This window comes from Variovorax sp. GrIS 2.14 (genome assembly GCF_046115955.1).
Classification (GTDB): Bacteria; Pseudomonadota; Gammaproteobacteria; order Burkholderiales; family Burkholderiaceae_C; genus Variovorax.
The window spans coordinates 58,669-80,844 of sequence record NZ_JBJXIA010000007.1 but is presented as its reverse complement, the minus strand read 5'-3'; the positions used below and the strand labels follow the sequence as shown (position 1 = coordinate 80,844).

The following is a 22,176-nucleotide window of genomic DNA, read 5'->3' as shown; positions in this document are numbered from 1 at the left end:
CACCATGAACGAATCTTTCAAGGGTCGCGTTGCGGCCATCACCGGCGCGGCATCGGGCATCGGCCTGGAATGCGCGCGTGCGCTGGTCGACGCCGGTGCCAGGGTCGTGCTCATCGACCGCGACGGCGACAAGCTGGCGCAGGTCTGCAAGGCGCTGGGACCTGAAGCCCTGGCGCTGACAGTCGATCTGCTCAAGCCGGAAGACAACTCGTCGATGCTGCCCAGGATCCTCGCGCTGGCGGGCGGCCTGCACATCTTCCATGCCAACGCCGGCGCCTATGTCGGCGGCGATGTCGTCGAAGGACATCCCGACGAATGGGATCGCGTGCTCAACCTGAACGTGAACGCAGCGTTCCGCTCAGTGCACGCCGTGCTGCCGCATCTGGTCGCGCAAAAGTCGGGCGACATCATCTTCACCAGTTCGATCGCCGGCATCGTCCCGGTTGCCTGGGAGCCGATCTACACCGCGTCCAAGTTCGCGGTGCAGGCATTCGTGCACACCACGCGGCGGCAGCTTTCCAAGCATGGCGTGCGGGTCGGCGCGGTCGCACCCGGTCCGGTGGTGACCGCGCTGCTCGACGACTGGCCCAAGGCCAAGATGGACGAGGCATTGGCCTCCGGCAGCCTGATGCAGCCGAAAGAGGTCGCCGACTGCGTGATGTTCATGCTGACGCGACCGCGCAACGTGACGATCCGCGACATCGTCGTGCTGCCCAACAGCGTCGATCTCTGATGAAGCTGCCGACACGCACAGCACCGGACGGATACGTCATCGGCGTAGACGTGGGCACCGGCAGCGCCCGGGCCGGCGTCTTCGATCTCGCAGGGCGCATGCTGGCATCCGCCAAGCAAGACATCGCTTTGTTTCAGGCACCGGGCTCGATCGTCGAACAGTCGAGCAACGAGATCTGGGCCGCCGTGTGCACGTCGGTCCGGAGCGCTGTGGCGCAGTCGGGCTTGTCGTCCGACCGGGTGGTCGGCATCGGCTTCGACGCCACATGCTCGCTGGTCGTGCTCGGCCAAGGCGGCAAGCCGTTGCCGGTCGGTCCGAGCGACGACCCGGAGCGCAACATCATCGTCTGGATGGACCATCGCGCCGTGACGCAGGCCGATCGGATCAATGCCACCGGCCACGATGTGCTCAAGTACGTCGGCGGCCGCATCTCTCCAGAGATGGAGACGCCGAAGCTGCTCTGGCTGCGCGAGAACAAACCCGCCGTCTTCGCCGACGCGTGGCAGTTCATGGACCTGACCGATTTCCTGACTTGGCGCGCGAGCGGCGACCTGTCACGGTCGACCTGCACGGTCACCTGCAAATGGACCTACCTGGCCCATGAAGACCGCTGGGACGCGAGTTACTTCCGCGCCATCGGCCTGGACGTGCTGACCGACGAGGCCTTCGAACGGATCGGCAACAAAGTCGTCGCACCAGGCACGGCGCTCGGCAGCGGATTGACGCCGGCCGCGGCCAGGGAGCTCGGCTTGCCAACAGGAACGCCGGTTGGCGCTGGCGTCATCGACGCGCATGCCGGAGGCATCGGCACCGTGGGGGTCGACGGCGATCCTTTCTCTGCGCTGGCCTACGTCTTCGGCACCTCCTCATGCACCATGACCAGCACCCGTGCGCCGGTGTTCGTGCCGGGCGTCTGGGGGCCCTATTACTCGGCGATGGTGCCCCACACCTGGCTGAACGAAGGCGGCCAATCGGTGGCCGGTGCTGCGATCGAACAGTTGTTGTCGATGCATCCGCTGGCGCCCGAAGCGCGACAGCAGGCGCAAGCCGCAGGCCAGTCCCTGGTGACGATGCTGGCCGATATCGCCGCGCAAAAGACCCGCAGTCTGTCCGACGCGGTGCGGCTGGCGGATGGCCTTCATGTCGTACCGGAATTTCTCGGCAACCGGGCGCCGATGGCCGATCCGCATGCAAGGGCAGTGATCGTGGGTCTGGGCATGGCCAACGACATGGACAGCCTCATCGCGCTGTACATCGCGGGCATTTGCGGTATCGCCTACGGGCTGCGCCAGATCATCGAGGCGCAGACCGCCGCCGGCGCTCCGATCGAGCGAATCATGATCAGCGGCGGTGCGGGGCGGCTTGATCTGGTGCGACAACTCATCGCGGACGCGACCGGCAAGGTCGTGGTCGCGACCGATGCGGAAGAGCCGGTGCTGCTCGGCGCGGCGATGCTGGGCAGCGTCGCGGCCCGTGCCTTCGACGATGTCGGCGCCGCCATGTCCGGCATGTCGCAAACAGGAAGAACCTTCCTCCCCGACAGCGGCGCCAACGCCGCACTGCACCTGACGCGCTTTCGCGCCTTCGAGCAATTGCAAGCTCTGGCACGAGAGCTTCGGCAAGCAACCGCTGCATAACGCAGCGCACGCTCACGCTAAAGACATGAATCTCCTCAAAACATGGATCGCGTGCATCGCGCTGGCCAGCAACTCGATGGCATTTTCCCAAGCCGCGCTGCCAAGGGTCGATGCCGAAGTGCGTGATGTCGACTCGGCGGCCCGGACGATCACGCTCGCGCACGGCAACATCGGGAACGTCGACATGCCAGCCATGACGATGACGTTTCGCGTCAAGGATGCGACCCTGCTTGACCACGTGAAGACCGGAGACAAGGTGCGCTTCAGCGCCGACAAGGTCGACGGCCTGACCACCGTCGTCGCGATCGAGCCGCCGAACTGACACGGCGAGTTACCGGGTGGCGCTGAGCGACCTCCATAATCGGCCGCCATGCCTTTCCAGTCGTCGTCCCCGCCCCGTGTTCCCGCCACCGTCGCGCCCACCGCGGCTTCGTCTGCATCACCACCGTCCGCACCGTCCGACGGCGCCATCACCGACGTCGCAGGCATCGAGGTCGGTCACTTCTCCGACATGCGTCGGCCCACCGGCTGCACCGTGATCATCTCGCGCGACGGCGCTGTCGGCGGTGTCGACGTGCGAGGTGCCGCCCCCGGCACGCGCGAAACCGACCTGCTCGCTCCCGGCAATTTTGTGCAGCAGGTGCACGCGGTGATGTTGGCAGGCGGCAGTGCATGGGGGTTGGCCGCAGCGGATGGCGCCATGCGCTATCTCGAAGAACAAGGCGTCGGCCTCGACGTGCGCTTCGGCACCCTGCCGATCGTGCCGGCGGCCGTGCTGTTCGATCTGCCGATGGGCGATGCGCGCATTCGGCCCGATGCAGAGTCGGGCTACGCGGCCTGCGTCGCTGCGTCCAGCGCCGCACCCGCGGAAGGCAATGTCGGCGCTGGCAGCGGTGCACTGGTCGGCAAACTTTTCGGCGTCGACCGCGCCATGAAGGGCGGCATCGGCACGGCCTCGGTCACGGTCAATGGCGTGACGGTTGGGGCGCTGATCGCGGTGAACTCTTTGGGCGACGTGCTCGATCCGGACACGGCGCAAGTCGTTGCCGGCGCCCGCACCGCGGACGGCAAGGCCTTGCTCGACACGCGCCGAGCTTTGCTACGCGGCGAGGTGCCCAAGCCCTTGCTGGCCGGCACCAACACCACCATCGGCGTGATCGCCACAGATGCGGTGCTGACCAAGGTGCAGGCGAATCGCCTGGCTAACGTGGCGCATGACGGCCTGGCGCGCGCCATCAATCCTGTCCATACGATGAGCGACGGCGACACGCTGTTCGTGCTGGCGACCGGCCGCGTCGCGCTGGCCGACGACGCACCCGGCATGACGGTGCTCGGCACCATGGCCGCCGAGGTCGTGGCGCGCGCGACCTTGCGCGCGGTGCGGGCAGCGCGATCGGTCAAAACGGACAAACTCGACATTCCTTGCGCAAGCGACCTGATGCGATCTGGGCACTCGCCAGTGACACGCAACTGAACCCTGGACTGCCTTCATGCCAAAGACTCTCAAGCTGATCCTGCTTTCCATCCGCGACCTGATCGTGTCGGCCGGCCCGGTCGTCTTCATCGTGATCGGCGCGCTGATCGCGGCGTATTGGTACCTCGATCCACAGCCGCCGAAGCACGTGACGCTGGCGACCGGCCCGGCCGGCAGCGCCTATGCAGAGTTCGGCAAACGCTATGCCACCGCACTCAAAGCCAACGGCATCACCGTCGACCTGAAGGCCACGAACGGCGCAGCGGACAACCTGCAGTTGCTGCGCAATGGCGAGGCCGACGTGGGCTTCGTGCGAGGCGGCAACGCCGATGCGGGCGCTGACGAAGACGCCGGCCTGACCTCGCTCGGCAGTCTGTTCTATGAGCCGCTCTGGCTCTTCTATCGAACCGATTCCGCGCAGAAGATCGATCGCAAGACCAGCACGCTCACCTCGCTCGCCCAACTGCGCGGCCTGCGCGTGAACGTCGACAAGGCGGGCAGCGGCGTGCCCGACATCATGGATAAGCTACTCAAGGCCAACCACATCGACGAGACGACGATGCAGTTGTCCAACCTCGAGCCGGCACCCGCCACCGAGGCGTTGCAGGCGGGCATGCTCGACGCCATCGTGCTGGCGTCGGCGCCGCAATCGCCTCTGGTGCAGCGCTTGTTGCGCTCACCCGGCATTCAGCTGATGGACTTTGGCCAGAGCGATGCGTATGCCCGGCGCTTTCCGTTTCTGTCGGCCGTCGCCTTGCCGCGCGGCGTGGTCGACCTCGCTTCCGACCTGCCGCCGCACGATGTGTCTCTGGTCGCTGCGACCACTTCGTTGATCTCGCGGGAGCACACGCATCCGGCCTTGCGTCAGCTGTTCGCTGAAAGCGCGCAATCGATTCATGGCGGCGCCGGCTGGTTCAACCGGGCGCGCGATTTTCCGAACACCAAGACCAGCGAACTTCCCGTGAGCCCTGAAGGCGACCGCGCCATCAACGGCACACCACCTTTCTGGCAACGCTACTTGCCTTTCTGGGCCAGCAACCTGGTCGAGCGCATGTGGCTGGTGCTCGGCGGCCTTGTCGTATTGATGCTGCCGTTGAGCAAGATCGTGCCGCCGCTCTATCAGTTCCGCGTACGAAGCCGGGTGTTCCGCTGGTACGCGCGGCTGCGCGAGATCGAGACCAAGGTCGATGCGCGCAAGGGCGACCGCGACCGGCTGCTCGACGAGCTCGACGAACTCGATCGGGTGACGCATCGCATCACCGTGCCGCTGTCTTACACGGACGAGCTCTATGCGCTGCGCAATAACATCTACGCGGTGAGAAAACGGCTGCTGGCGACCTGGCCGCGCAGTTCGCCGAAGGCATCGACAGCGACGGTGCCGAGCCCTTAGCGCATCAACGTTCCAGCCGCAGCAGCTTGCCGTTGTCGGTGAGGAGCCAGAGCCAGCCATCGGGGCCTTGCCGCACATCGCGAATGCGCTCGCCGCGATCGGCCAGCAAACGCTCGCGCGAGACGAACGTGTTGCCGTTCAGCGTGATGCGCCAGAGCGACGTCCCGGCCAGTGAACCGACAAACAGATTGCCTGTCCAGCCGACGAGTTTGTCCCCGGTGTAGAAGGCGATGTTGCTGGGCGCGGTCGAAGATTTGGCCGTGCCGGGTACCCACGCCGAGCCGTCGATCTTTTCCCAGTAAGTCACTGGCTGCTCCATGCCGGCCTTGGCCGTGCCTTCGCCGACCTGCGTCAGGGTGCCGTACTCCTGGCCGTAGCTGATGATCGGCCAGCCGTAATTGCGGCCCGGCAGGTCGAGATTGACCTCGTCGCCGCCCTGCGGTCCGTGCTCCGCTGTCCACAGATCGCCCGTTGCCGGGTTGATGGCCGCGCCCTGCGGGTTACGGTGTCCGTAGCTCCAGATGCCGGGCTGCGCCGGCGTCGGCGCAAAGCTCGGATTGCCAGGCGCCGCCGCGCCATCGGTGGTGAGGCGGACGACCTTGCCGTTGCCGCGCGTCAGGTCTTGCGCAAAGCCGCGTTGCGAGCCGATCTCGCGCTCGCCCATCGTGACGAACAGATAGCCGTTGCGATCGAACACCACGCGCGATCCGTAGTGGTTGTTGCTGCCGGTTACCTTCGGGTCTTGCCGATAGATGACGGTGACATTCGACAGCGCCCGATTGACCACGTCGAGTTCGGCACGGGCCAGCGCCGTTCCGTTGGCCGTACCAATCTTTTCGGCGAAGCTGAAGTAGATGCGACGGTTGCTTGCAAAGGCTGGGTCGAGCGCGACATCCAGCAAGCCGCCCTGCCCGTCGGTGTCGACCGCCGGCACGCCGCTCACGCTGTCGGCGCCGTTGTTGACTGCAGTGCCATCGGCGTTGCGAATGCGCAGCTGGCCGGTGCGCTGCGCGATGAGCATCTTGCCGTCGGGCAAAAAGGCCAAGCTCCAGGGCGCCGTCAAACCAGTAGCGACTTCGACCACCTTCAACGGGCCGGGCTGCGGTGCGGGAGCCGGAGAAGGTGCAGGCGCTGCCACCGGTGCAGGGGCAGACGCAGCCGGTGGCGCAGGAGCAGGTGTCGTGCCTGCTCCGGCAACGGCGAATCCAGCATTGCTCCCACCGCCGCCGCCGCACGCGGCCACGCAAACCGACAGGGCGCTAACCAGTGTTCCCCACGAATGCGAAACGGTGATTGCCATGTGTTCATGGTGACATTTCCCATACGCAGCGGGCGTAAAAAAACCGCCCTGAAGCGGTTTCATTTGTAAGCGCAATGCAGCGCCGCGAGCTGTTGGCCTACTTGAGCGCCTTGTAGCGCATGCGCTTGGGCTTGGCGCCCTCTTCGCCCAGACGCCTCTTCTTGTCGGCCTCGTACTCCTGGTAGTTGCCGTTGAAGAAAGTCCATTGACTGTCGCCTTCGGCCGCGAGGATGTGCGTGGCGATGCGGTCCAGAAACCAGCGGTCATGGCTGATGACCATGACTGTGCCGGCGAACTCGAGCAACGCGTCTTCGAGCGCGCGCAAGGTTTCCACGTCCAGGTCGTTTGACGGTTCATCGAGCATCAGCACGTTGCCGCCGGCAATCAGTGTCTTGGCCAGGTGCAGGCGACCGCGCTCGCCGCCCGACAGCGTGCCGACTTTCTTTTGCTGGTCGGCGCCGTTGAAGTTGAAGCGACCGGCATAAGCACGGCTCGCCATCTGGAACTTGCCGACGTTGATGATGTCCAGGCCGTTGGAGATGTCTTCCCACACGGTCTTCTGGTTCGCCAGTTCGTCGCGGTGCTGGTCGACGAAGGCGGCCCGGACGGTCGAGCCGATGATGACCTGGCCGCTATCGGGCTGCTCCTTGCCTGCGATCAGCTTGAACAGCGTCGACTTGCCGGCGCCGTTCGGCCCGATGATGCCGACGATCGCGCCCGGTGGAACGGTGAAGCTCAAGTTGTCGATCAGCATCCGGTCACCGAAGGACTTGCTGACGTTGTGAAACTCGAACACCTGCTGGCCGAGCCGCTCCGCCACGGGAATGAAGATTTCCTGCGTCTCGTTGCGCTTCTGATACTCCATGTCGCTCAGTTCTTCAAAGCGCGCGAGACGCGATTTGCTCTTGGCCTGGCGCGCCTTGGGGTTCTGGCGCGACCATTCCAGTTCCTTCTTCAGTGCCTTGGCGTGGGCTTCTTCGCCCTTTTGCTCCTGCGCCAGGCGCTCGCCCTTTTGCTCCAGCCACGTGCTGTAGTTGCCCTTCCACGGAATGCCGCGACCGCGGTCCATTTCCAGAATCCATTCGGCCGCGTTGTCCAGGAAGTAGCGGTCATGGGTGATGGCCACCACAGTGCCGACGAAACGCTTGAGGAACACTTCCAGCCACTCGACCGATTCGGCGTCCAGGTGGTTGGTCGGCTCGTCGAGCAGCAGCATGTCCGGCTTGGACAGCAGCAGGCGGCACAGCGCAACGCGGCGCTTTTCGCCGCCCGAGAGCAAGCCGATCGTCGCATCCCACGGCGGCAGGCGCAGCGCGTCGGCAGCGATCTCCAATTGGTGCTCAGAGTCAGTGCCGGCAGTGGCGATGACGGCTTCGAGCTGGGCTTGCTCGGTCGCCAGCGCGTCGAAGTCGGCGTCGTCCGCGCCATAAGCGACGTAGACCTCTTCGAGACGCGCCTTGGCCGCAAACACGGCGCCCATGGATTCTTCGACCGACTGGCGCACCGTGTGCTCGTTATTGAGCTTGGGTTCCTGCTCGAGGTAGCCGATCGTCAGGCCCGGCATGGGCAGTGCCTCGCCCTCGTACTCCTTGTCGACGCCGGCCATGATCTTGAGCAGGGTCGATTTGCCCGAGCCATTCAGGCCGAGCACGCCAATCTTGGCGCCGGGGAAAAACGAGAGTGAAATGTCTTTCAAGAGCTGCCGCTTGGGCGGCACTGTCTTGCTGACACGGTTCATCGAATAGACGTATTGGGCCATCTGTATTGACTGCTTTGGATAAACGTTGATTGCGCAAAAAAGGTTGCGCGGGCGCCACGACGACATTCTCGAAATCGGGCGCGGCAACCTCCGATTATCGACTCATGCGACAATCCACCCCGTTGCCGGGTCCAGTTGCCCGCTACACCGGCTCTCTGCCGGGGACAAGATGGCTTTTCGCATTTGCATGCAACAAGCTCTCGGCTCCCACTCCTGACCTTCATCTGCCCCTACTGGCTTCGCGTCGCACAAGACGTTGAGCGGGCCGATACCACTGCGCCGTGTAAGGCGCTTATTGCTTCCAATGAATTTTGATGATCTGAAGTTGGCTCCTGCCATCTTGAAGGCTGTGCACGAGCATGGCTACGACACCCCGACCCCCATCCAGGCGCAAGCCATTCCCGTGGTACTCGACGGGCACGACCTGCTCGGCGGCGCCCAGACCGGCACCGGCAAAACGGCGGCCTTCACGCTGCCGATGCTGCACAAGCTCACCTTGAGCGCCAGTGGCACCAACAAGTTCGGTGGCACCGCCATCCGCGCGCTGGTGCTCACTCCGACGCGTGAACTCGCGGCCCAGGTCGAAGAGTCCGTTCGCACCTACGGCAAGTACCTCGATCTCGAATCGACGGTGATCTTCGGCGGTGTCGGCATGAACCCGCAAATCAGCAAACTGAAGAAGGGTGTCGACATCCTGGTCGCCACGCCGGGCCGCCTGCTCGACCTGCAGCAGCAAGGCATGCTCGACCTGTCGCAAGTGCAGATCCTGGTACTCGACGAAGCCGACCGCATGCTCGACATGGGCTTCATCCACGACGTGAAGAAGATCCTCGCACTGGTGCCCAAAGACAAGCAGAGCCTGCTGTTCTCGGCCACCTTCAGCGATGAAATTCGCGACCTCGCCGCCACGCTGCTGAAGAACCCGCAAAGTGTTCAGGTGACGCCGGCCAATACGACCGTGCAGCGCATCACGCAGACCATTCACCCGGTCGGCCGCGGCAAGAAAAAGGCGCTGCTCGCGCACGTGATCAACGAGCACAACTGGAGCCAGGTGCTGGTGTTCACCCGCACCAAGTTCGGTGCCAACAGCGTGGCCGAGTTCCTGACCAAGAACGGCATCCAGGCGATGGCGTTGCACGGCAACAAGAGCCAGAGCGCGCGCACGCAAGCGCTGGCCGGCTTCAAGAGCGGTGACATCCGCGCGCTGGTCGCGACCGACATCGCAGCACGCGGCATCGACATCGACGAGTTGCCGCACGTCGTCAACTTCGAAATCCCGAACGTCAGCGAAGACTACGTGCACCGCATCGGCCGCACTGGCCGTGCCGGTTCGAGCGGCGAGGCAGTGAGCTTCGTGTGCCTGGACGAAGAAGGTTTTATGCAGGAGATCGAGCGCTTCACCAAGCAGCAGATCCCGGTGAAGATCGTCGAAGGCTTCGGCCCCGAAGAAGGTGAACGCGCCGAGCCTATCGCCATGGGTCGCCAGACGATCTGGGGCGGTGCCGGTCGTCCGCCGAGCCGTGATGTGATGCAGGCTGCGGCCAAGGCCGCACGTACCGAAATGCTCAGCCGTATTCGCGAGAACAAGGCCGGCCAGGGCGGTGAACGCTCGGGCGGCGGTGGCGGTGGAAATGGCGGCGGTGGTGGCGGTCAACGTCGCGGCGGCGGTGGCGGCCAGGGACAGGGCCAAGGCCAGGGCCGCAATGCCAACGGCGGCGGTCAGGGTCCACGTGGCCCGGGCGGCCGTGCACCGCAAGGTCAAGGTCGCGGCCCGCAAGGCCCGGCACGTGCGCCGCATCACGCGCCATTCGCGCCGCGTGAACCCCGCGAGGCACGTGAGCCACAGGGCTCGCTCGATGAGCGCCAGCCGCGTCATCACGGCAACAGCCACAGCCCGACCCAGGCCAATCAGGTAGCGCATCAGCGCGCCGAGTCGATCACGAGCGGCGTCGAGGGTCAGCCGGATCCGTTGCGCACGAGCGTCGACCACATGGGCGCCGGTCGCGGACGCGGCGGCCGCTCTGGCGGAGGCGGCGGTGGTGGTGGTGGCGGCTACGGCGGCAACCGTTCGGGCGGCGGTGGTCGTTCGGGTGGTGGCGGCGGAGGCGGAGGCTACGGTGGTGGTGGCGGCGGCGGTGGCGGTGGCGGTGGCCGTTCGTTCGGACGCTGATCGCGGACCGCATCACGAACAGATCGATCGAAACTCGATCAACAAAAAAGGCGCCTCGGCGCCTTTTTTGTTTTGTGCCGCAACCACCACGGTGCGGCAGTTCGTTGGGCTCAGGCCTTGATGCCCAATTTTTGCACCAGCGCCTTGAAGTACTCGTTGTCGCGTTGCATCGCCTGGCCGAATTCCGGCGCATCGAGGTACGAAAACCCGAGATTCAACTTGTCGAGTTGCTCCCGCAGCACGGGCTCTTCGGCGGCCTTGCGCGTGGCGGTGCGCAGCACCATCGCGATGTCTGGCGGCGTCGACTTATGCACGGCCAGCCCACGCCAAGTGCCGATAGACAAATCGATCTTGCGTTCTTTCAGCGTCGGCACGTTGGGGAAGCCTTTCAGCCGCTGATCGGCCATCACGGCGAGCATCTTCAGCTTGCCGCCTTGCACGTGTGCCGCCACCTCGCCGGGGCTCACAGCCACCGCGTCGATGTGGCCGCCGAGCAGCGCCACGACACCCGGCGCCGCACCCTGATAGGGCACGTGGTTGAACTTGACACCGGTCTTGTCTTCGAAGCCCGCCGCGGCCAAATGCCAGATCGATCCGTTGCCGGAGTTGCCAACCTTCATTTCATCGGGCTTCGCCTTGGCGGCTGCGATGAACTCTTCGATGGTGTTCCATGGCGCGCTGGCCTGCACCGTGATGGCGGCCGGGTCGGCGTTCAGGCGAGCGATCGGCTGAAAGTCGGCATAGCTGAACTTGGCCAGACCGAGATGCGGAAGAATGACCAACTCGGCGATGACGACGCAAACCTTGTAGCCATCCGACTTGCCATTGAGCACGTCGCTCATGCCTACGACGCCGCTGGCGCCGGGCTTGTCATTGACCACCACGGGTTGCGGCAGATACTTTTTGACCGCCTCCGAGAAAGCACGCGCGAGCGCATCGGTACCGCCGCCGGCCGATGCCGGAACAACGAGTTCGATCGCCTTGTTTGGATAGTCGTCGGCCCATGCGGAGAGCGACGACAGCGGAAGCGCCACTGCGCCGAGCGCCTGCAGGGCGTGCCTGCGACGGATGCCTTGAAAATGCGACATGAAACGAGTCTCCGGAGAATTGGGGCGGCGCCCATCGTATGTGCAATGAAACCGGTTTTCCGCAGGACAAACCCTGAACGCCAACTGACGAAAGAGAGAATCCGAATATGAATCTGGTCGCGATCGATTGGGGCACGAGTTCGCTGCGTGGCGCGCTGCTCGATGACAGGGGGCGCGTGATCGAGGAGCAAAGCCATCCGCGCGGCATTTTGACCGTGCCGCCCGGCGAGTTTTCAGCCGTCTTCGAGTCGCTCTTCGGCGACTGGATGCAGCCGCGCGGTTCGCGCTGCCTGATCTCCGGCATGGCCGGCAGCAAGCAGGGCTGGATCGAGGCGCCCTACTGCGGATGCCCGGCCGGCAGGGTCGAGGTCGGCAACAGCATCGTCGACATCGAAAGCAATGCGGAGCGAACGATTTCGATGGTGCCAGGCCTCAGCGACGAGCACGACGGCGTGCCGGATGTGATGCGCGGCGAAGAGGTACAGATCTTCGGCGCGATGGCTTTAATGGGGCGCGACGAAGGCGTCTTCGTGCTGCCGGGCACGCACAACAAGTGGGTCGTCGTGCGCAAGGGCCGCGTCGCTGGTTTCCGCACCTTCATGACCGGCGAGTTCTATGCGCTGCTGAGCCAGCATTCGATCCTCGCACGCATGCTGGATGCGACCGCGCCACTCGACGAGGCCGCGTTTTTGCAGGGCGTGACGCAGACCGACAATGGCCAGGGCGTGCTGCACAACGCTTTTGGGGCGCGCTCGCTTCCCTTGTTCGACCGCATGCCCAAAGCCGAGGTGGCGAGCTATCTTTCAGGCTTGCTCATCGGCGAAGAACTTCGCACGCAGTCGCTGCATGGCGTCGGCGAAGTGGTACTTATCGGCTCGCCCGCACTGACCGAACGCTACGCCCTGGCGCTGCGAACAATCGGCGTCGCCAATCACACGCTCGGCGCCGAAGCGACCTGGGCCGGACTGCATGCGCTTTCGGCTTATCAAAGAGCAGGAGCCTGACGACGGGTCACGGCCCAACTCTAAAAACCCTCATGAACAACATGACCCCACTAGAAAAATTCAGCGCCGCAGTGCGCCAACTTCCGCTTGTCGCCATCCTGCGCGGCCTGTCGCCCGGGGAAGCGAATGCCGTTGGCGATGCCATCGTCGAGCCCGGCTTCAGGCTGCTCGAAGTGCCGCTCAACTCACCGCAGCCGTACGAGAGCATCGCGCTGTTGCGCGCGCGCTTTCCGCAGGCACTTGTGGGCGCGGGCACGGTGCTTTCCGTGGCACAGGTTCATCAAGTGCGGGAAGCAGGTGGTGAGCTGATCGTCTCTCCCAACTTCAACGGCGAGGTCGTCGCCGAAGCCGCGCGGCTCGGCCTGGTGTGCCTGCCCGGTGTGATGACGCCCACCGAAGCTTTCGGCGCATTGGCGGCGGGCGCCACCGGGCTCAAGCTGTTTCCGGCCGAACTGGCCTCGCCGAGCGTCGTGAAGGCTTTGCTGGCGGTCCTGCCATCTGGCACGCCGCTGATGCCGGTGGGCGGCATCACGCCGAGCAACATGACGGAATGGCGGGCCGCAGGCGCGACCGGTTTCGGCATCGGCTCGTCGTTGTACAAGCCCGGCAAAGAAGCGTCGGCGGTGCGCGACACAGCCATGGCTTTCGTCGCTGCTTACAACGGCGTGGTGCGTGCGTGATGAGCGCCTTGCCTTCAGCCTTTGCGCCATCCGCCGAGGCCGACTACGCCAGCCCGGCAGTGCGCCAGCTGCGCGACGATCTCGCGCTCGCATTGCGTGCCGCCGCCCACCACGACTTGTCCGAAGGCGTCTGCAACCACTTCAGCGTGCTGCTGCCGGGCGCGCAAGACCGCTAACTCATCAACCCGCGTGGGCTGCACTGGAGCGAGATTGGCGCCGACGACATCGTATTGATCGACGTGCGGGGCAACGTGCTGGCCGGGCGACATCGGGTGGAGCCGACCGCCCTCTTCATCCACGGCGCGGTACATCGCATCGCCGGCCATGCCGTGGTGCTGCACTGCCATATGCCTTACGCGACGGCGCTCACGCTGACCGCAGACTGCGCGCTCGATCCGACGCTGAGCCAGAACGCAATGCGCTTCATGGACCGCATCGCGATCGACGGCCACTACAACGGCCTCGCGCTCGACGATGCAGAAGGCGAACGCATCGCGCATGCGATGGCGGGCAAGGACGTGGCCTTTCTGGCGAATCACGGCGTGATCGTCGCCGGCGCCTCCATCGCGCACGCGTACGACGACCTGTACTACCTCGAGCGCGCGTGCCTGCACCAGGTCATTGCGCAATCGACCGGCCGGCCACTGGCGCCGGTCGATGCACGGCTGGCGGCGAAGGTCGCCGCGCAGGTGCAAAGCGAACGCGAACAGTCGGACCTGTTCTTTGACGCGCTGCGACGGATGATGCCCGCGCCCGCTTCGGCGTTTGCACCGCCGACTGCAGGCAAACACCGAGGCTGAACGGCCACTGACGGCTTACAGTTATTCATGACACTTCGCGTGCGGCTTACAAAGACTTCACATCGGCCGGTGACGATAGTGGCTCCTATCACTCCATCGGAGTTGCCATGAAAAAGCTCTCTTTCGTCATTGCCGCAGCCGCACTGCTGTCACTGGGTGCCATCGGCACCGCAGCACAGGCGCAGCCATTCGGTGGCCACACCATCCAGGCGCAGGTCTACGTCGTGCCCGCTCCGCCACCGCCCGGCTACTACCATCGCCCGCCGCCGCGCTATTACAACGCGCCGAACCATTACCGCCATAACGATCGTCGCTGGGAAGATCGCCGCCGTTGGGATCATCGCCGCGGGCGCTGGGACAACGACCGTGACGGCGTGCCCAATCGCTACGACCGCGCGCCGAACAATCCTTATCGTCGTTGAGTCGACCGCCCAAGCGGCGAAGTGGCAAAGTGGCGAGACGGCCTGGTGGATCAGGCCTGCCGCAGCCGCCGGAGCAATCCGGCCGTACTGCGCGGCCAGCCGACCCGGCCGAACCAGGCGCCGCCAGCAATGGCCGACGCGATGACGATGCCGTAGACCACCATCGCAACGCCCTGCATCGTGAAAACCTGAACAAGCTGGCCGCCCCATCGCAGCGCCAGCCAGCCACCGATGCCCGCGACAGCGAGCCGCGCCAGGTTGCCGATCACCGGCCACAACAAGCGACCCGCGCCCTGCGACGCGAAGTACAGCACCAGACCTACGCCGAAGAAGCCGTACATCGGGCCCGCCGCGCGCAGGTACTGCGAACCGGTCTCCAGCATTGCCGGATCGTTCCCGAACAGGCCGAGCCATTCGCGCGGAAAGATCGCCGCCGCGATGCCGACGACTTCGGTCAGCGCGAACGCCATCGCCGCACCGGTCCACGCAGCGCGCATGGCGCGCTCGCGCTGACCCGCGCCGATGCAGGTACCGACCATCGCGACCAGCGGCGCGCCGAGGCCGAACACCAGCGGCACCAGCAAATATTCGAGCCGTGAAGCGGTACCGTATCCGGCGATGGCACCGGAGCCGAAGTGGCCCGACAACGCGGTCGCGATGCCGATCGACAGATTGGTCGCCACGGTCGAGATCGAGCCGACCAAGCCGATGACCAGGATGTCGCGAAACAGAGTCCAACGCAGCTTGACGCCAGCGATCTTGGGTTTCAGCAAGCTACGGTTCGACCGCAGGTACAGGAGCAGCGCGACGGTGCCACCCAGGTAATACAGCAGCAAGGCGATCGCGCCACCGGCAATGCCCATGCCCGGAATCGGACCCCATCCGAAGATCAGCAAGGGCGACACCGGAATCAAGAAGACCACGCCCACGACCGTCACGTTGGCTGGCACCGCCATGTTGCCGGTGCCGCGAATCACCGCCGCGAGCGAGTTGAACATCCACACCAGGATCGCACCGGCAAAGACCCAGTGCGAGTACGTCAGCGCCGCTTCGAGCGCCGTGCCGCTGCCGCCCATCAGCGCATACAACCAGCGCCCGCCCAGCAACAGCACGGCTGAAAACGCAACACCGAAACCGAGCGCGATCACGCCGACATGCACCACCAGTGCGTCGGCATCGCCACGACGACCCGCACCGAGCGCGCGAGCGATAGACGAAGCGATGCCGCCGCCCATCGCGCCTGCCGACGTCATCTGCATCAGCATGACGATGGGGAACACCAGCGCCATGCCGGCCAGGGCGTCAAGTCCGAGCTTGCCGACGAAGTAGGTTTCGATGAGGCCGACGGCGGCCTGCGCCACCATCACGACGATATTGGGTGCGGCGAGTCGCAGGAGCGTCGGGACGATCGGTGCTTCGAGCAGAAGACGGGTGCGCGGGTCGATGGTGATCGCCGTCATTTCATCTCTCTCAAGCGCGCGCAACGCTGGTCGGCGCGGCGGGTCGTTTGACTGGCGCTGCCGCAGCAGGGCCTGCAGGACGCTTGATCAGCAGCACCAGCACCGCGGCCAGCAGGCACGCAGCGCCAGCCGCATACAGAGCCGGGCTGTAGGTCAACAGCAAGGTGCGCGCGAAGCCAGCGCCATAGGCCGCCGTCGCGGCACCGAGCTGATGCGCTGCGAAGATCCAGCCGAACACCAGACCGACCTTTTGCGGACCGAAGGTGACGCCGGCGAGCTTGACCGTCGGCGGCACGGTCGCTATCCAGTCGAGCCCGTAGAACATCGCGAACAGGCCGAGACCGTAGATCGTGAACTCGGAATGCGGCAGCCAGAACAGCGACAGGCCACGTAGGCCGTAGTACCAGAAGAGCAGCTTGCGGTTGTCGTAGCGATCGGACAGCCAGCCCGACATGATGGTGCCGACGAAGTCGAACGCGCCCATCATCGCCAGCACCGAAGCAGCAGGTATGGCGCCCATGCCGTTGTCGCCGCAGAGCGAAATAAAGTGGGTCTGCACCAGCCCGTTGGTGCTGAGCCCGCAGATGAAGAAGGTGCCGGCGAGGATCCAGAACGTCTTGTTGGACGAGGCTTCACGCAGCGTGATGAAAGGCGTGCGCCAGTTCATGACCATCGCGGGCGGCGGCGGTGCTGCGCCTGCCGCGGCGGGCGTCTGGCCGTAGGGCAGCAGGCCGATATCGGACGGCCGGTTGCGCACGAAGAGCAAACACAGCAACGCGATCACGACCGCCCCGACGAACACCGGCACGGTGGCGGAACGCCAGCCCCAGTGTTCGATCATCCATGCTGCCACCGGCAAGAAAGCCAGTTGCCCCGTCGCCGAACTGGCCGTCAACATGCCGATGACCAGCCCGCGTCGCCCGACGAACCAGCGGTTGGCCACCACCGCGCCGAGCACCAGCGCCGTCATGCCGGTACCTATGCCGAGCATCAGGCTCCAGACGATGAAGAGTTGCCAGAGCTGCGATGCCAGCGTGACCAGCGCCATGCCCGAACCGACCAGCGCCAGCCCGACGCACATCACCGCGCGCAGCCCGTAGCGCTCCATCAACACCGCCGCGAACGGACCCATGAGTCCGAACAGCGCGAAGCGCAATGCCAGTGCCGACGACACCTGCTCGGTGCTCCAGCCGAACTCCTTGCCGAGTGGCTGCATCATCGCGCCCGGCAGGCCGAGCGCCGCCGACATCATCAGCATCGTCAGGAAGGTGACAGCGGCAATGATCCAGCCGTAATGGATGCCACGGCGCTGCAGCCATGCGGAGAACTGGGGAGCGAACATGCGACCTCTGCGACTAAAAAATGGCATCTAAAAGACGGGACGAAAACATGAGCAGGAGCGAAAGCTGTACGAGCGTCAGCTCTCTTGCGCAGCTACGGCCACCGCATCGGCACCGAGCAACTCGAGCGAGTCGTCGACCAGCTGATGCAATGCCAGCACGCGATCCGCACCCAGGATTCGGTTGAGGTCGAGCTGTGCGCTGCGCCACAGGCGTTGCGCTTCGACGCGCTTGACACGGCCTGCATCGGTGATGGTGATGAGCCGACTCCGCGCATCCACGCCCTCGCATTGCGTGAGATAGCCGGCCACCAGCAGCGGCTTGAGATTGCGGGTGAGGGTCGAAGCCTCGACGTTCATAGCGCGCGCCAGATCGATGGGGCGCAACGGGCCCAACTTGATGACATGCGACAACAGTGAATACTGCGAAGTCTTGAGCCCGCACTCAGTCAGCGCGCCGTCGTAATGCCGTGACACCACCCGGCCCAGGCTGCGCAGCTTGAAGTTGGTACAGCCCTGGGGCTCGATTTGTGTCGCGGTGGCAGCTTTCATGAGCATTTATTGTATCTACAATAGTTGTATCTACAACCATCCAAGGAATTTCCGTGTCAGAGAACAACCAGCTCGAAGCCTGGATCGCGAGAGAAACCGAAGTAAACGCGCTGCTGCACGCCGGTCCCGGACCAGGCGTTGCGCGACCGGAAGACATCGAAGGTCTGACCGGTCTCGAAGTAATGCAGGCCATGATGGATGGCAAGATTCCCTATGCCGCGATTGCCAGGACACTGAACTTCACCGTCGTCGAAATCAGCATCGGCGTGGCGATCTTCCAGGGCGAGCCGCTGGCCGAGCACCTGAATCCACTTGGCACCATTCACGGTGGCTGGGCCGCCACGATGCTCGACTCGGCATTGGGTTGCTCGGTCCATACGATGATGCCGCCGGGCCGTGGCTACACGACGGCCGAACTCGGCGTCAACTACGTCAAGGCCCTCACGCCCAAAGTGCAACGCGTGCGCGCCATCGGCAAGGTGATCCATTGCGGTCGCCAACTGGCCACAGCTGAAGCAAGGCTCGTCGGCCCCGACGGCACGCTCTACGCCCACGCCACCACGACTTGCCTGGTGTTCGAACTCCCCAAGCGCTAAAAGGCGCGGCGCGCCAAAATCGGGGTTTCCACGACGACAAGAAATCCCAAAATGAGATTGCTTCACACGATGCTGCGCGTCGGCAACCTGCAGCGTTCGATCGATTTCTACACGAAGGTGCTAGGCATGAACCTGCTGCGCACGTCTGAGAACCCCGAATACAAATACAGCCTGGCCTTCATCGGCTATGGCGAAGGAAATCCGGCGCAGGCCGAGATCGAACTGACCTACAACTGGGGCACCGAAAGCTACGACCTCGGCAGCGCCTACGGCCACATCGCCCTCGGCGTGCCTGATGCCTACGCGGCCTGCGACAAGATCAAGGCGGCCGGCGGCAACGTGTCGCGCGAGGCAGGCCCGGTCAAGGGCGGCAGCACGGTCATCGCCTTCGTGACGGATCCTGACGGCTACAAGATTGAGCTCATCCAGCGGAAAGAAGACGCGAGCGGCGGCGGCCTGCGCTGATTCAGCAGCCCAGCAAATCCGCCAGCGCGTCGATGTCTCGCGCGTGCAGCGAGTTGTCGGGCTGCGGTGAAACGTCTTTGGGCCTCGCCGCGCCGAACTCGTTCGGCCGTTCGATGTAGCCCGTCTTCAGGCCGCAGGCGCGCGCCGCAGCCAGGTCGTCGTGGTGCGCCGCCGCGAGCATCACATGCCCGGGAGCGACATCGAACACCGCCGCCACGCCGAGGTAGGTGCGCGGGTCGGGCTTGTAGGCCTTGAAGACTTCGGCCGAAAGCACGCAGTCCCAGGGCAATCCTGCCCCCTTCGCCATTTCGGTCAGCAAGCCGATGTTGCCGTTCGACAGCGTGCAGATGATGTACTTCTTCTTCAGCCGCGCGAGGCCCGCGACCGCGTCGGGCCACGCCGGCAAACGGTGCCAGGCTCGATTCAACTCGCGACGGAGGGCCGGGTCGACATCGGTCTGGCCGAAGTCCCGCAGCACGCCTTCGAGGATGCTCATGTGCAATTCGTCGAGCAGAGTGAAGCCACCGGTGCCACCCCCGTGACCGACGTCGCTCGCCATGCGCTCCATCACGCACTTCATCGCCGGCTGGTAGCCCGCGCGCCACGCCAGCGCAAACGCGCCACCATCGACACCCGGCAGCAAGCGCTCGGCCTCGGCGGCGATACCGCTGTGCCAGTCGACCACGGTGCCGAAGACATCGAAAGCGATGACCTTCAGATCGGCCAACTCCGCACCTCCGCTCTGACCGGAACCCGCCAGAGCGGCGGTCATGCCGCCGAGCGTGCCAGCGTGGTGGCGGCGCGCGCCAATTGTTCGATCAGCGCCCAATTGCCTTCGCGAATCGCCTCGGCCGGCACGATCCACGAACCGCCGACGCAAGCCACGTTCGAAAGCGCCAGAAACTCCGCCGCATTGCCCACGTGGATGCCGCCGGTCGGGCAGAAGGTGACGTCGCCGAACGGGCCTTGCCATGCCTTCAGCATCGGCAAGCCACCTGCCTGAAGCGCCGGGAAAAACTTGAGCTGGGTGTACCCGTCTTCCTGCGCCGTCATGATTTCGCTGCCGGTCGCGACGCCGGGCAGCAGTGGCAAGCCCAGGTCGCGGCAGGCCTTGCCGACCGACCGCGTGTAGCCAGGGCTCACGCCGAACCTGGCACCCGCAAGCGCCGACGCCTGTGCATCGGCGGCACTTCGAATGGTGCCGGCACCCGCCACCGCTTCAGGCACGTCCTTGGCGATGGCTTCGATGCATTGCAGCGCCTGCGGCGTGCGCAGCGTGACCTCCAGCATGCGGATGCCGCCGGCCACCAGTGCACGCGCCAACGGGATGGCGTCTTTGACGTCGTGCAGCACGATGACCGGAATGACCGGTGCGTCGCGCATCACGTCGAGGGCGGTGAGTTTGTCTGTTACAGCCATGAGCAGGCTCCTTCTTCAGCAGTCAAAGCATTGCGCCGCATGCCGGCGAACAATTCACGGCCCAGGCCATGACCGTCGGCGACGCGCTGCGCATCGGAAAGCGTAGCGACTTCGCGCTCGGCCCATTCGTCGTCGGGCAGCAGCACGGCCAGTGTGCCTGCGACCGCATCGAGCCGGATCAAGTCGCCATCGCGCACCTTGGCGATCGGACCACCGGCGGCTGCTTCGGGCGACACATGGATGGCCGCCGGCACCTTGCCCGAGGCGCCGCTCATGCGGCCGTCGGTGACCAGTGCGACCTTGAATCCCTTGCCTTGCAGCACCGACAGCGGCGGCGTCAGCTTGTGCAGCTCGGGCATGCCATTGGCCTTTGGACCTTGCCAGCGCACGACGCAGATCACGTCGCGATCGAGTTCGCCGGCAGTGAAGGCCTGCTGCAATGCGGCCTGCGAATCGAACACGCGCGCCGGCGCTTCGACGACATGCCGGTCATCGGACACGGCCGACACCTTGATCACGCTCCGGCCGAGGTTGCCGTTCAACAACTTCAAGCCGCCAGTGGCGCTGAAAGGTGCGCCGACCGGCCGCGCGACCGCATCGTTTTTGGAGGGTGCCGCCGCGCTCCATGACAGCTTGTGTTCGCCATCGGCCAGCGTCGGGATGTTCGCGAACTCGCGTATGCCGCCGGAGCGCACGGTGAGCACGTCGGCGTGCATGAGTCCGCCATCGACCAGCTCGCCGATGACGAAGCCGGGGCCGCCGGCGGCCTGGAATTCATTGACGTCGGCGCTGCCGTTCGGATAGACGCGTGTCAAGAGCGGAATCACGTCGGAGAGCCGGGAAAAGTCGTCCCAGTCGATCACGATGCCGGCGGAACGCGCTACCGCGACCCAGTGGATCAGGTGGTTGGTCGAACCGCCGGTCGCGAGCAAGGCGGCCATGGCGTTGACGATGCAGCGCTCGTCCACCATGACGCCGATCGGCGGCGTGGCGAACGCAGCGGCCCCGGTGTCGCCAGCACGGCCGAGCACCGTGCGAACCGCCTCGCGCGTGAGCGTTTCGCGCATCGCATCGCCGGGCTGGATGAACGCCGTGCCGGGCACGTGCAGGCCCATGGCTTCGAGCAGCATCTGGTTGCTGTTGGCGGTGCCGTAGAAGGTGCAGGTACCGACCGAGTGATAGGCCGCCATCTCGGCCTCCATCAGCCCCTTGCGCCCGACCAGCCCCTGCGCAGCCTGCTCCCGCACTTTCGACTTCGCGGTGTTCGACATGCCAGACGCCATTGGTCCCGCCGGCACGAAGACCGTCGGCAAGTGGCCGAAGTGCAGCGCGCCGATCAACAGGCCGGGCACGATCTTGTCGCACACGCCGAGCAGCAGCGCGCAATCGAACATGTCGTGGGTCAGCGCAACCGCGGTGCTCATCGCGATGAGGTCGCGACTGAAAAGACTCAGCTCCATGCCGGGCGTGCCCTGCGTTACGCCGTCGCACATGGCCGGCACGCCGCCCGCCACCTGCGCCGTGGCGCCCAGCTTGCGGGCCTCGTTCTTGATGATGTCCGGGTAGGTCTGGTACGGCGCGTGGGCCGACAGCATGTCGTTATAAGCCGTGACGATGCCGATGTTGGGTGCGCGCTCGGTCACCACCTTGAACTTGTCGTTGGCCGGGATGCCGGCGACCGCATGGGCCACATTGGCGCACCCCATGCGTTCGGCGCCGCGATCGCGGTCGCGGGTCTCGGTGAGTCGCTGTAGATAGGCCGTGCGCGTGGCCTTGCTGCGCTCCCGGATGCGGTCGGTGACCTCGGTGACAGTGGTATGCGTCGTCATGAGTTTCATCGCAATGGGGAAAACTCATGGTACCAAGAGCCAATGAAAAAGCCCGGTAT

20 protein-coding genes and 1 pseudogene are annotated in these 22,176 nt (G+C 65.1%); 12 read left to right on the top strand and 9 right to left on the bottom strand.

The annotated features are described in order from the left end of the window. Positions 1-4 precede the first annotated feature (4 nt). Genes RCH10_RS13380 through RCH10_RS13360 form a run of 5 tightly spaced genes read left to right on the top strand, consistent with a single transcriptional unit; the run spans position 5 to position 5,234 of the window. Positions 5-733 carry an SDR family oxidoreductase gene (locus RCH10_RS13380; RefSeq protein WP_409052737.1) on the top strand — a complete coding sequence of 243 codons (729 nt, stop codon included), beginning with the start codon at positions 5-7 and terminating at the stop codon, positions 731-733. Continuing rightward, positions 733-2,370 carry an FGGY-family carbohydrate kinase gene (locus RCH10_RS13375; protein WP_409052736.1) on the top strand — a complete coding sequence of 546 codons (1,638 nt, stop codon included), beginning with the start codon at positions 733-735 and terminating at the stop codon, positions 2,368-2,370. Before RCH10_RS13380 ends, RCH10_RS13375 begins: the two co-directional genes overlap by 1 nt. A 25-nt stretch (positions 2,371-2,395) precedes the next feature. Then, on the top strand, positions 2,396-2,692 hold the full coding sequence (locus tag RCH10_RS13370; RefSeq protein WP_409052735.1) for a copper-binding protein: 297 nt from the start codon (positions 2,396-2,398) through the stop codon (positions 2,690-2,692). A gap of 48 nt (positions 2,693-2,740) precedes the next feature. After that, a complete protein-coding gene (locus RCH10_RS13365; RefSeq protein WP_409052734.1) occupies positions 2,741-3,844 on the top strand; it encodes a P1 family peptidase in 1,104 nt (367 codons plus the stop codon). Positions 3,845-3,860: 16 nt separating this feature from the next. Continuing rightward, complete coding sequence (locus RCH10_RS13360) at positions 3,861-5,234, top strand: TAXI family TRAP transporter solute-binding subunit (RefSeq protein WP_409052733.1); 1,374 nt, start codon at positions 3,861-3,863, stop codon at positions 5,232-5,234. A 4-nt stretch (positions 5,235-5,238) separates the two neighbouring features. Here RCH10_RS13360 and RCH10_RS13355 read toward each other — a convergent pair whose 3' ends face one another. Beyond that, on the bottom strand, positions 5,239-6,534 hold the full coding sequence (locus RCH10_RS13355) for a PQQ-dependent sugar dehydrogenase (RefSeq protein ID WP_409052732.1): 1,296 nt from the start codon (positions 6,532-6,534) through the stop codon (positions 5,239-5,241). Between the two features lie 97 nt (positions 6,535-6,631). Further along, the gene (gene ettA, locus RCH10_RS13350; protein WP_409052731.1) at positions 6,632-8,293 is read right to left on the bottom strand and encodes an energy-dependent translational throttle protein EttA; all 1,662 of its coding nucleotides are present in this window, start codon (positions 8,291-8,293) and stop codon (positions 6,632-6,634) included. A gap of 304 nt (positions 8,294-8,597) precedes the next feature. Here ettA and RCH10_RS13345 point away from each other — a divergent pair, with 304 nt between their 5' ends. Beyond that, complete coding sequence (locus RCH10_RS13345) at positions 8,598-10,463, top strand: DEAD/DEAH box helicase (RefSeq protein WP_409052730.1); 1,866 nt, start codon at positions 8,598-8,600, stop codon at positions 10,461-10,463. 110 nt (positions 10,464-10,573) lie between these two features. Here the strand turns inward: RCH10_RS13345 and RCH10_RS13340 are convergent, their stop codons facing one another. Further along, complete coding sequence (locus RCH10_RS13340) at positions 10,574-11,551, bottom strand: Bug family tripartite tricarboxylate transporter substrate binding protein (protein ID WP_409052729.1); 978 nt, start codon at positions 11,549-11,551, stop codon at positions 10,574-10,576. Between the two features lie 107 nt (positions 11,552-11,658). Here RCH10_RS13340 and RCH10_RS13335 point away from each other — a divergent pair, with 107 nt between their 5' ends. The 4 genes and pseudogenes from RCH10_RS13335 to RCH10_RS13320 all read left to right on the top strand — a co-directional run bounded on the left by RCH10_RS13335 (position 11,659) and on the right by RCH10_RS13320 (position 14,457). Further along, positions 11,659-12,555 (top strand): 2-dehydro-3-deoxygalactonokinase, encoded by an 897-nt coding sequence (locus RCH10_RS13335; protein WP_409052728.1) that lies wholly within the window; start codon positions 11,659-11,661, stop codon positions 12,553-12,555. A gap of 32 nt (positions 12,556-12,587) precedes the next feature. Then, the gene (locus RCH10_RS13330; protein ID WP_409052727.1) at positions 12,588-13,235 is read left to right on the top strand and encodes a 2-dehydro-3-deoxy-6-phosphogalactonate aldolase; all 648 of its coding nucleotides are present in this window, start codon (positions 12,588-12,590) and stop codon (positions 13,233-13,235) included. Continuing rightward, a pseudogene (locus tag RCH10_RS13325) lies at positions 13,235-14,035 on the top strand (aldolase). Before RCH10_RS13330 ends, RCH10_RS13325 begins: the two are co-directional and overlap by 1 nt. A gap of 107 nt (positions 14,036-14,142) precedes the next feature. Next, a complete protein-coding gene (locus tag RCH10_RS13320; protein ID WP_187051182.1) occupies positions 14,143-14,457 on the top strand; it encodes a hypothetical protein in 315 nt (104 codons plus the stop codon). Between the two features lie 50 nt (positions 14,458-14,507). Here the strand turns inward: RCH10_RS13320 and RCH10_RS13315 are convergent, their stop codons facing one another. The 3 genes from RCH10_RS13315 to RCH10_RS13305 all read right to left on the bottom strand — a co-directional run bounded on the left by RCH10_RS13315 (position 14,508) and on the right by RCH10_RS13305 (position 17,808). Next, positions 14,508-15,917 carry an MATE family efflux transporter gene (locus tag RCH10_RS13315; protein ID WP_409052726.1) on the bottom strand — a complete coding sequence of 470 codons (1,410 nt, stop codon included), beginning with the start codon at positions 15,915-15,917 and terminating at the stop codon, positions 14,508-14,510. Between the two features lie 10 nt (positions 15,918-15,927). Then, positions 15,928-17,259 (bottom strand): MFS transporter, encoded by a 1,332-nt coding sequence (locus tag RCH10_RS13310; RefSeq protein WP_409052725.1) that lies wholly within the window; start codon positions 17,257-17,259, stop codon positions 15,928-15,930. A 75-nt stretch (positions 17,260-17,334) separates the two neighbouring features. Further along, a complete protein-coding gene (locus tag RCH10_RS13305; RefSeq protein WP_409052724.1) occupies positions 17,335-17,808 on the bottom strand; it encodes a MarR family winged helix-turn-helix transcriptional regulator in 474 nt (157 codons plus the stop codon). A 53-nt stretch (positions 17,809-17,861) separates the two neighbouring features. Here RCH10_RS13305 and RCH10_RS13300 point away from each other — a divergent pair, with 53 nt between their 5' ends. Further along, the gene (locus RCH10_RS13300) at positions 17,862-18,404 is read left to right on the top strand and encodes a PaaI family thioesterase (protein ID WP_409052723.1); all 543 of its coding nucleotides are present in this window, start codon (positions 17,862-17,864) and stop codon (positions 18,402-18,404) included. 51 nt (positions 18,405-18,455) lie between these two features. Beyond that, a complete protein-coding gene (gene gloA / locus RCH10_RS13295; protein WP_409052722.1) occupies positions 18,456-18,869 on the top strand; it encodes a lactoylglutathione lyase in 414 nt (137 codons plus the stop codon). A gap of 1 nt (position 18,870) precedes the next feature. Here gloA and RCH10_RS13290 read toward each other — a convergent pair whose 3' ends face one another. The 3 genes from RCH10_RS13290 to edd are packed head-to-tail and all read right to left on the bottom strand — an operon-like array spanning position 18,871 to position 22,117. After that, entirely contained in the window at positions 18,871-19,641 is a 771-nt protein-coding gene (locus RCH10_RS13290) for a haloacid dehalogenase type II (protein WP_409052721.1), read from the bottom strand. Then, the gene (eda, locus tag RCH10_RS13285; RefSeq protein ID WP_409052720.1) at positions 19,638-20,288 is read right to left on the bottom strand and encodes a bifunctional 4-hydroxy-2-oxoglutarate aldolase/2-dehydro-3-deoxy-phosphogluconate aldolase; all 651 of its coding nucleotides are present in this window, start codon (positions 20,286-20,288) and stop codon (positions 19,638-19,640) included. The genes RCH10_RS13290 and eda overlap by 4 nt, the downstream gene beginning before the upstream one ends. Further along, positions 20,279-22,117, bottom strand: a complete 1,839-nt coding sequence (edd, locus tag RCH10_RS13280) for a phosphogluconate dehydratase (RefSeq protein WP_409052719.1) — start codon at positions 22,115-22,117, stop codon at positions 20,279-20,281. Before edd ends, eda begins: the two co-directional genes overlap by 10 nt. Positions 22,118-22,176: the final 59 nt, after the last annotated feature.

What these genes read in the sequence shown, in the direction of transcription:
- RCH10_RS13380 (WP_409052737.1), top strand. Translation starts at nt 5, where the DNA reads ATGAACGAATCTTTCAAGGGTCGCGTTGCGGCCATCACCGGCGCGGCA.
- RCH10_RS13365 (WP_409052734.1), top strand. Translation starts at nt 2,741, where the DNA reads ATGCCTTTCCAGTCGTCGTCCCCGCCCCGTGTTCCCGCCACCGTCGCG.
- RCH10_RS13315 (WP_409052726.1), bottom strand. Translation starts at nt 15,917, where the DNA reads ATGACGGCGATCACCATCGACCCGCGCACCCGTCTTCTGCTCGAAGCA.
- RCH10_RS13290 (WP_409052721.1), bottom strand. Translation starts at nt 19,641, where the DNA reads ATGACCGCCGCTCTGGCGGGTTCCGGTCAGAGCGGAGGTGCGGAGTTG.
- eda (WP_409052720.1), bottom strand. Translation starts at nt 20,288, where the DNA reads ATGGCTGTAACAGACAAACTCACCGCCCTCGACGTGATGCGCGACGCA.
- RCH10_RS13355 (WP_409052732.1), bottom strand. Translation starts at nt 6,534, where the DNA reads ATGGCAATCACCGTTTCGCATTCGTGGGGAACACTGGTTAGCGCCCTG.
- ettA (WP_409052731.1), bottom strand. Translation starts at nt 8,293, where the DNA reads ATGGCCCAATACGTCTATTCGATGAACCGTGTCAGCAAGACAGTGCCG.
- RCH10_RS13305 (WP_409052724.1), bottom strand. Translation starts at nt 17,808, where the DNA reads ATGAAAGCTGCCACCGCGACACAAATCGAGCCCCAGGGCTGTACCAAC.
- RCH10_RS13335 (WP_409052728.1), top strand. Translation starts at nt 11,659, where the DNA reads ATGAATCTGGTCGCGATCGATTGGGGCACGAGTTCGCTGCGTGGCGCG.
- RCH10_RS13375 (WP_409052736.1), top strand. Translation starts at nt 733, where the DNA reads ATGAAGCTGCCGACACGCACAGCACCGGACGGATACGTCATCGGCGTA.
- RCH10_RS13340 (WP_409052729.1), bottom strand. Translation starts at nt 11,551, where the DNA reads ATGTCGCATTTTCAAGGCATCCGTCGCAGGCACGCCCTGCAGGCGCTC.
- gloA (WP_409052722.1), top strand. Translation starts at nt 18,456, where the DNA reads ATGAGATTGCTTCACACGATGCTGCGCGTCGGCAACCTGCAGCGTTCG.
- RCH10_RS13320 (WP_187051182.1), top strand. Translation starts at nt 14,143, where the DNA reads ATGAAAAAGCTCTCTTTCGTCATTGCCGCAGCCGCACTGCTGTCACTG.
- RCH10_RS13370 (WP_409052735.1), top strand. Translation starts at nt 2,396, where the DNA reads ATGAATCTCCTCAAAACATGGATCGCGTGCATCGCGCTGGCCAGCAAC.
- RCH10_RS13345 (WP_409052730.1), top strand. Translation starts at nt 8,598, where the DNA reads ATGAATTTTGATGATCTGAAGTTGGCTCCTGCCATCTTGAAGGCTGTG.
- RCH10_RS13330 (WP_409052727.1), top strand. Translation starts at nt 12,588, where the DNA reads ATGAACAACATGACCCCACTAGAAAAATTCAGCGCCGCAGTGCGCCAA.
- RCH10_RS13360 (WP_409052733.1), top strand. Translation starts at nt 3,861, where the DNA reads ATGCCAAAGACTCTCAAGCTGATCCTGCTTTCCATCCGCGACCTGATC.
- RCH10_RS13310 (WP_409052725.1), bottom strand. Translation starts at nt 17,259, where the DNA reads ATGTTCGCTCCCCAGTTCTCCGCATGGCTGCAGCGCCGTGGCATCCAT.
- edd (WP_409052719.1), bottom strand. Translation starts at nt 22,117, where the DNA reads ATGACGACGCATACCACTGTCACCGAGGTCACCGACCGCATCCGGGAG.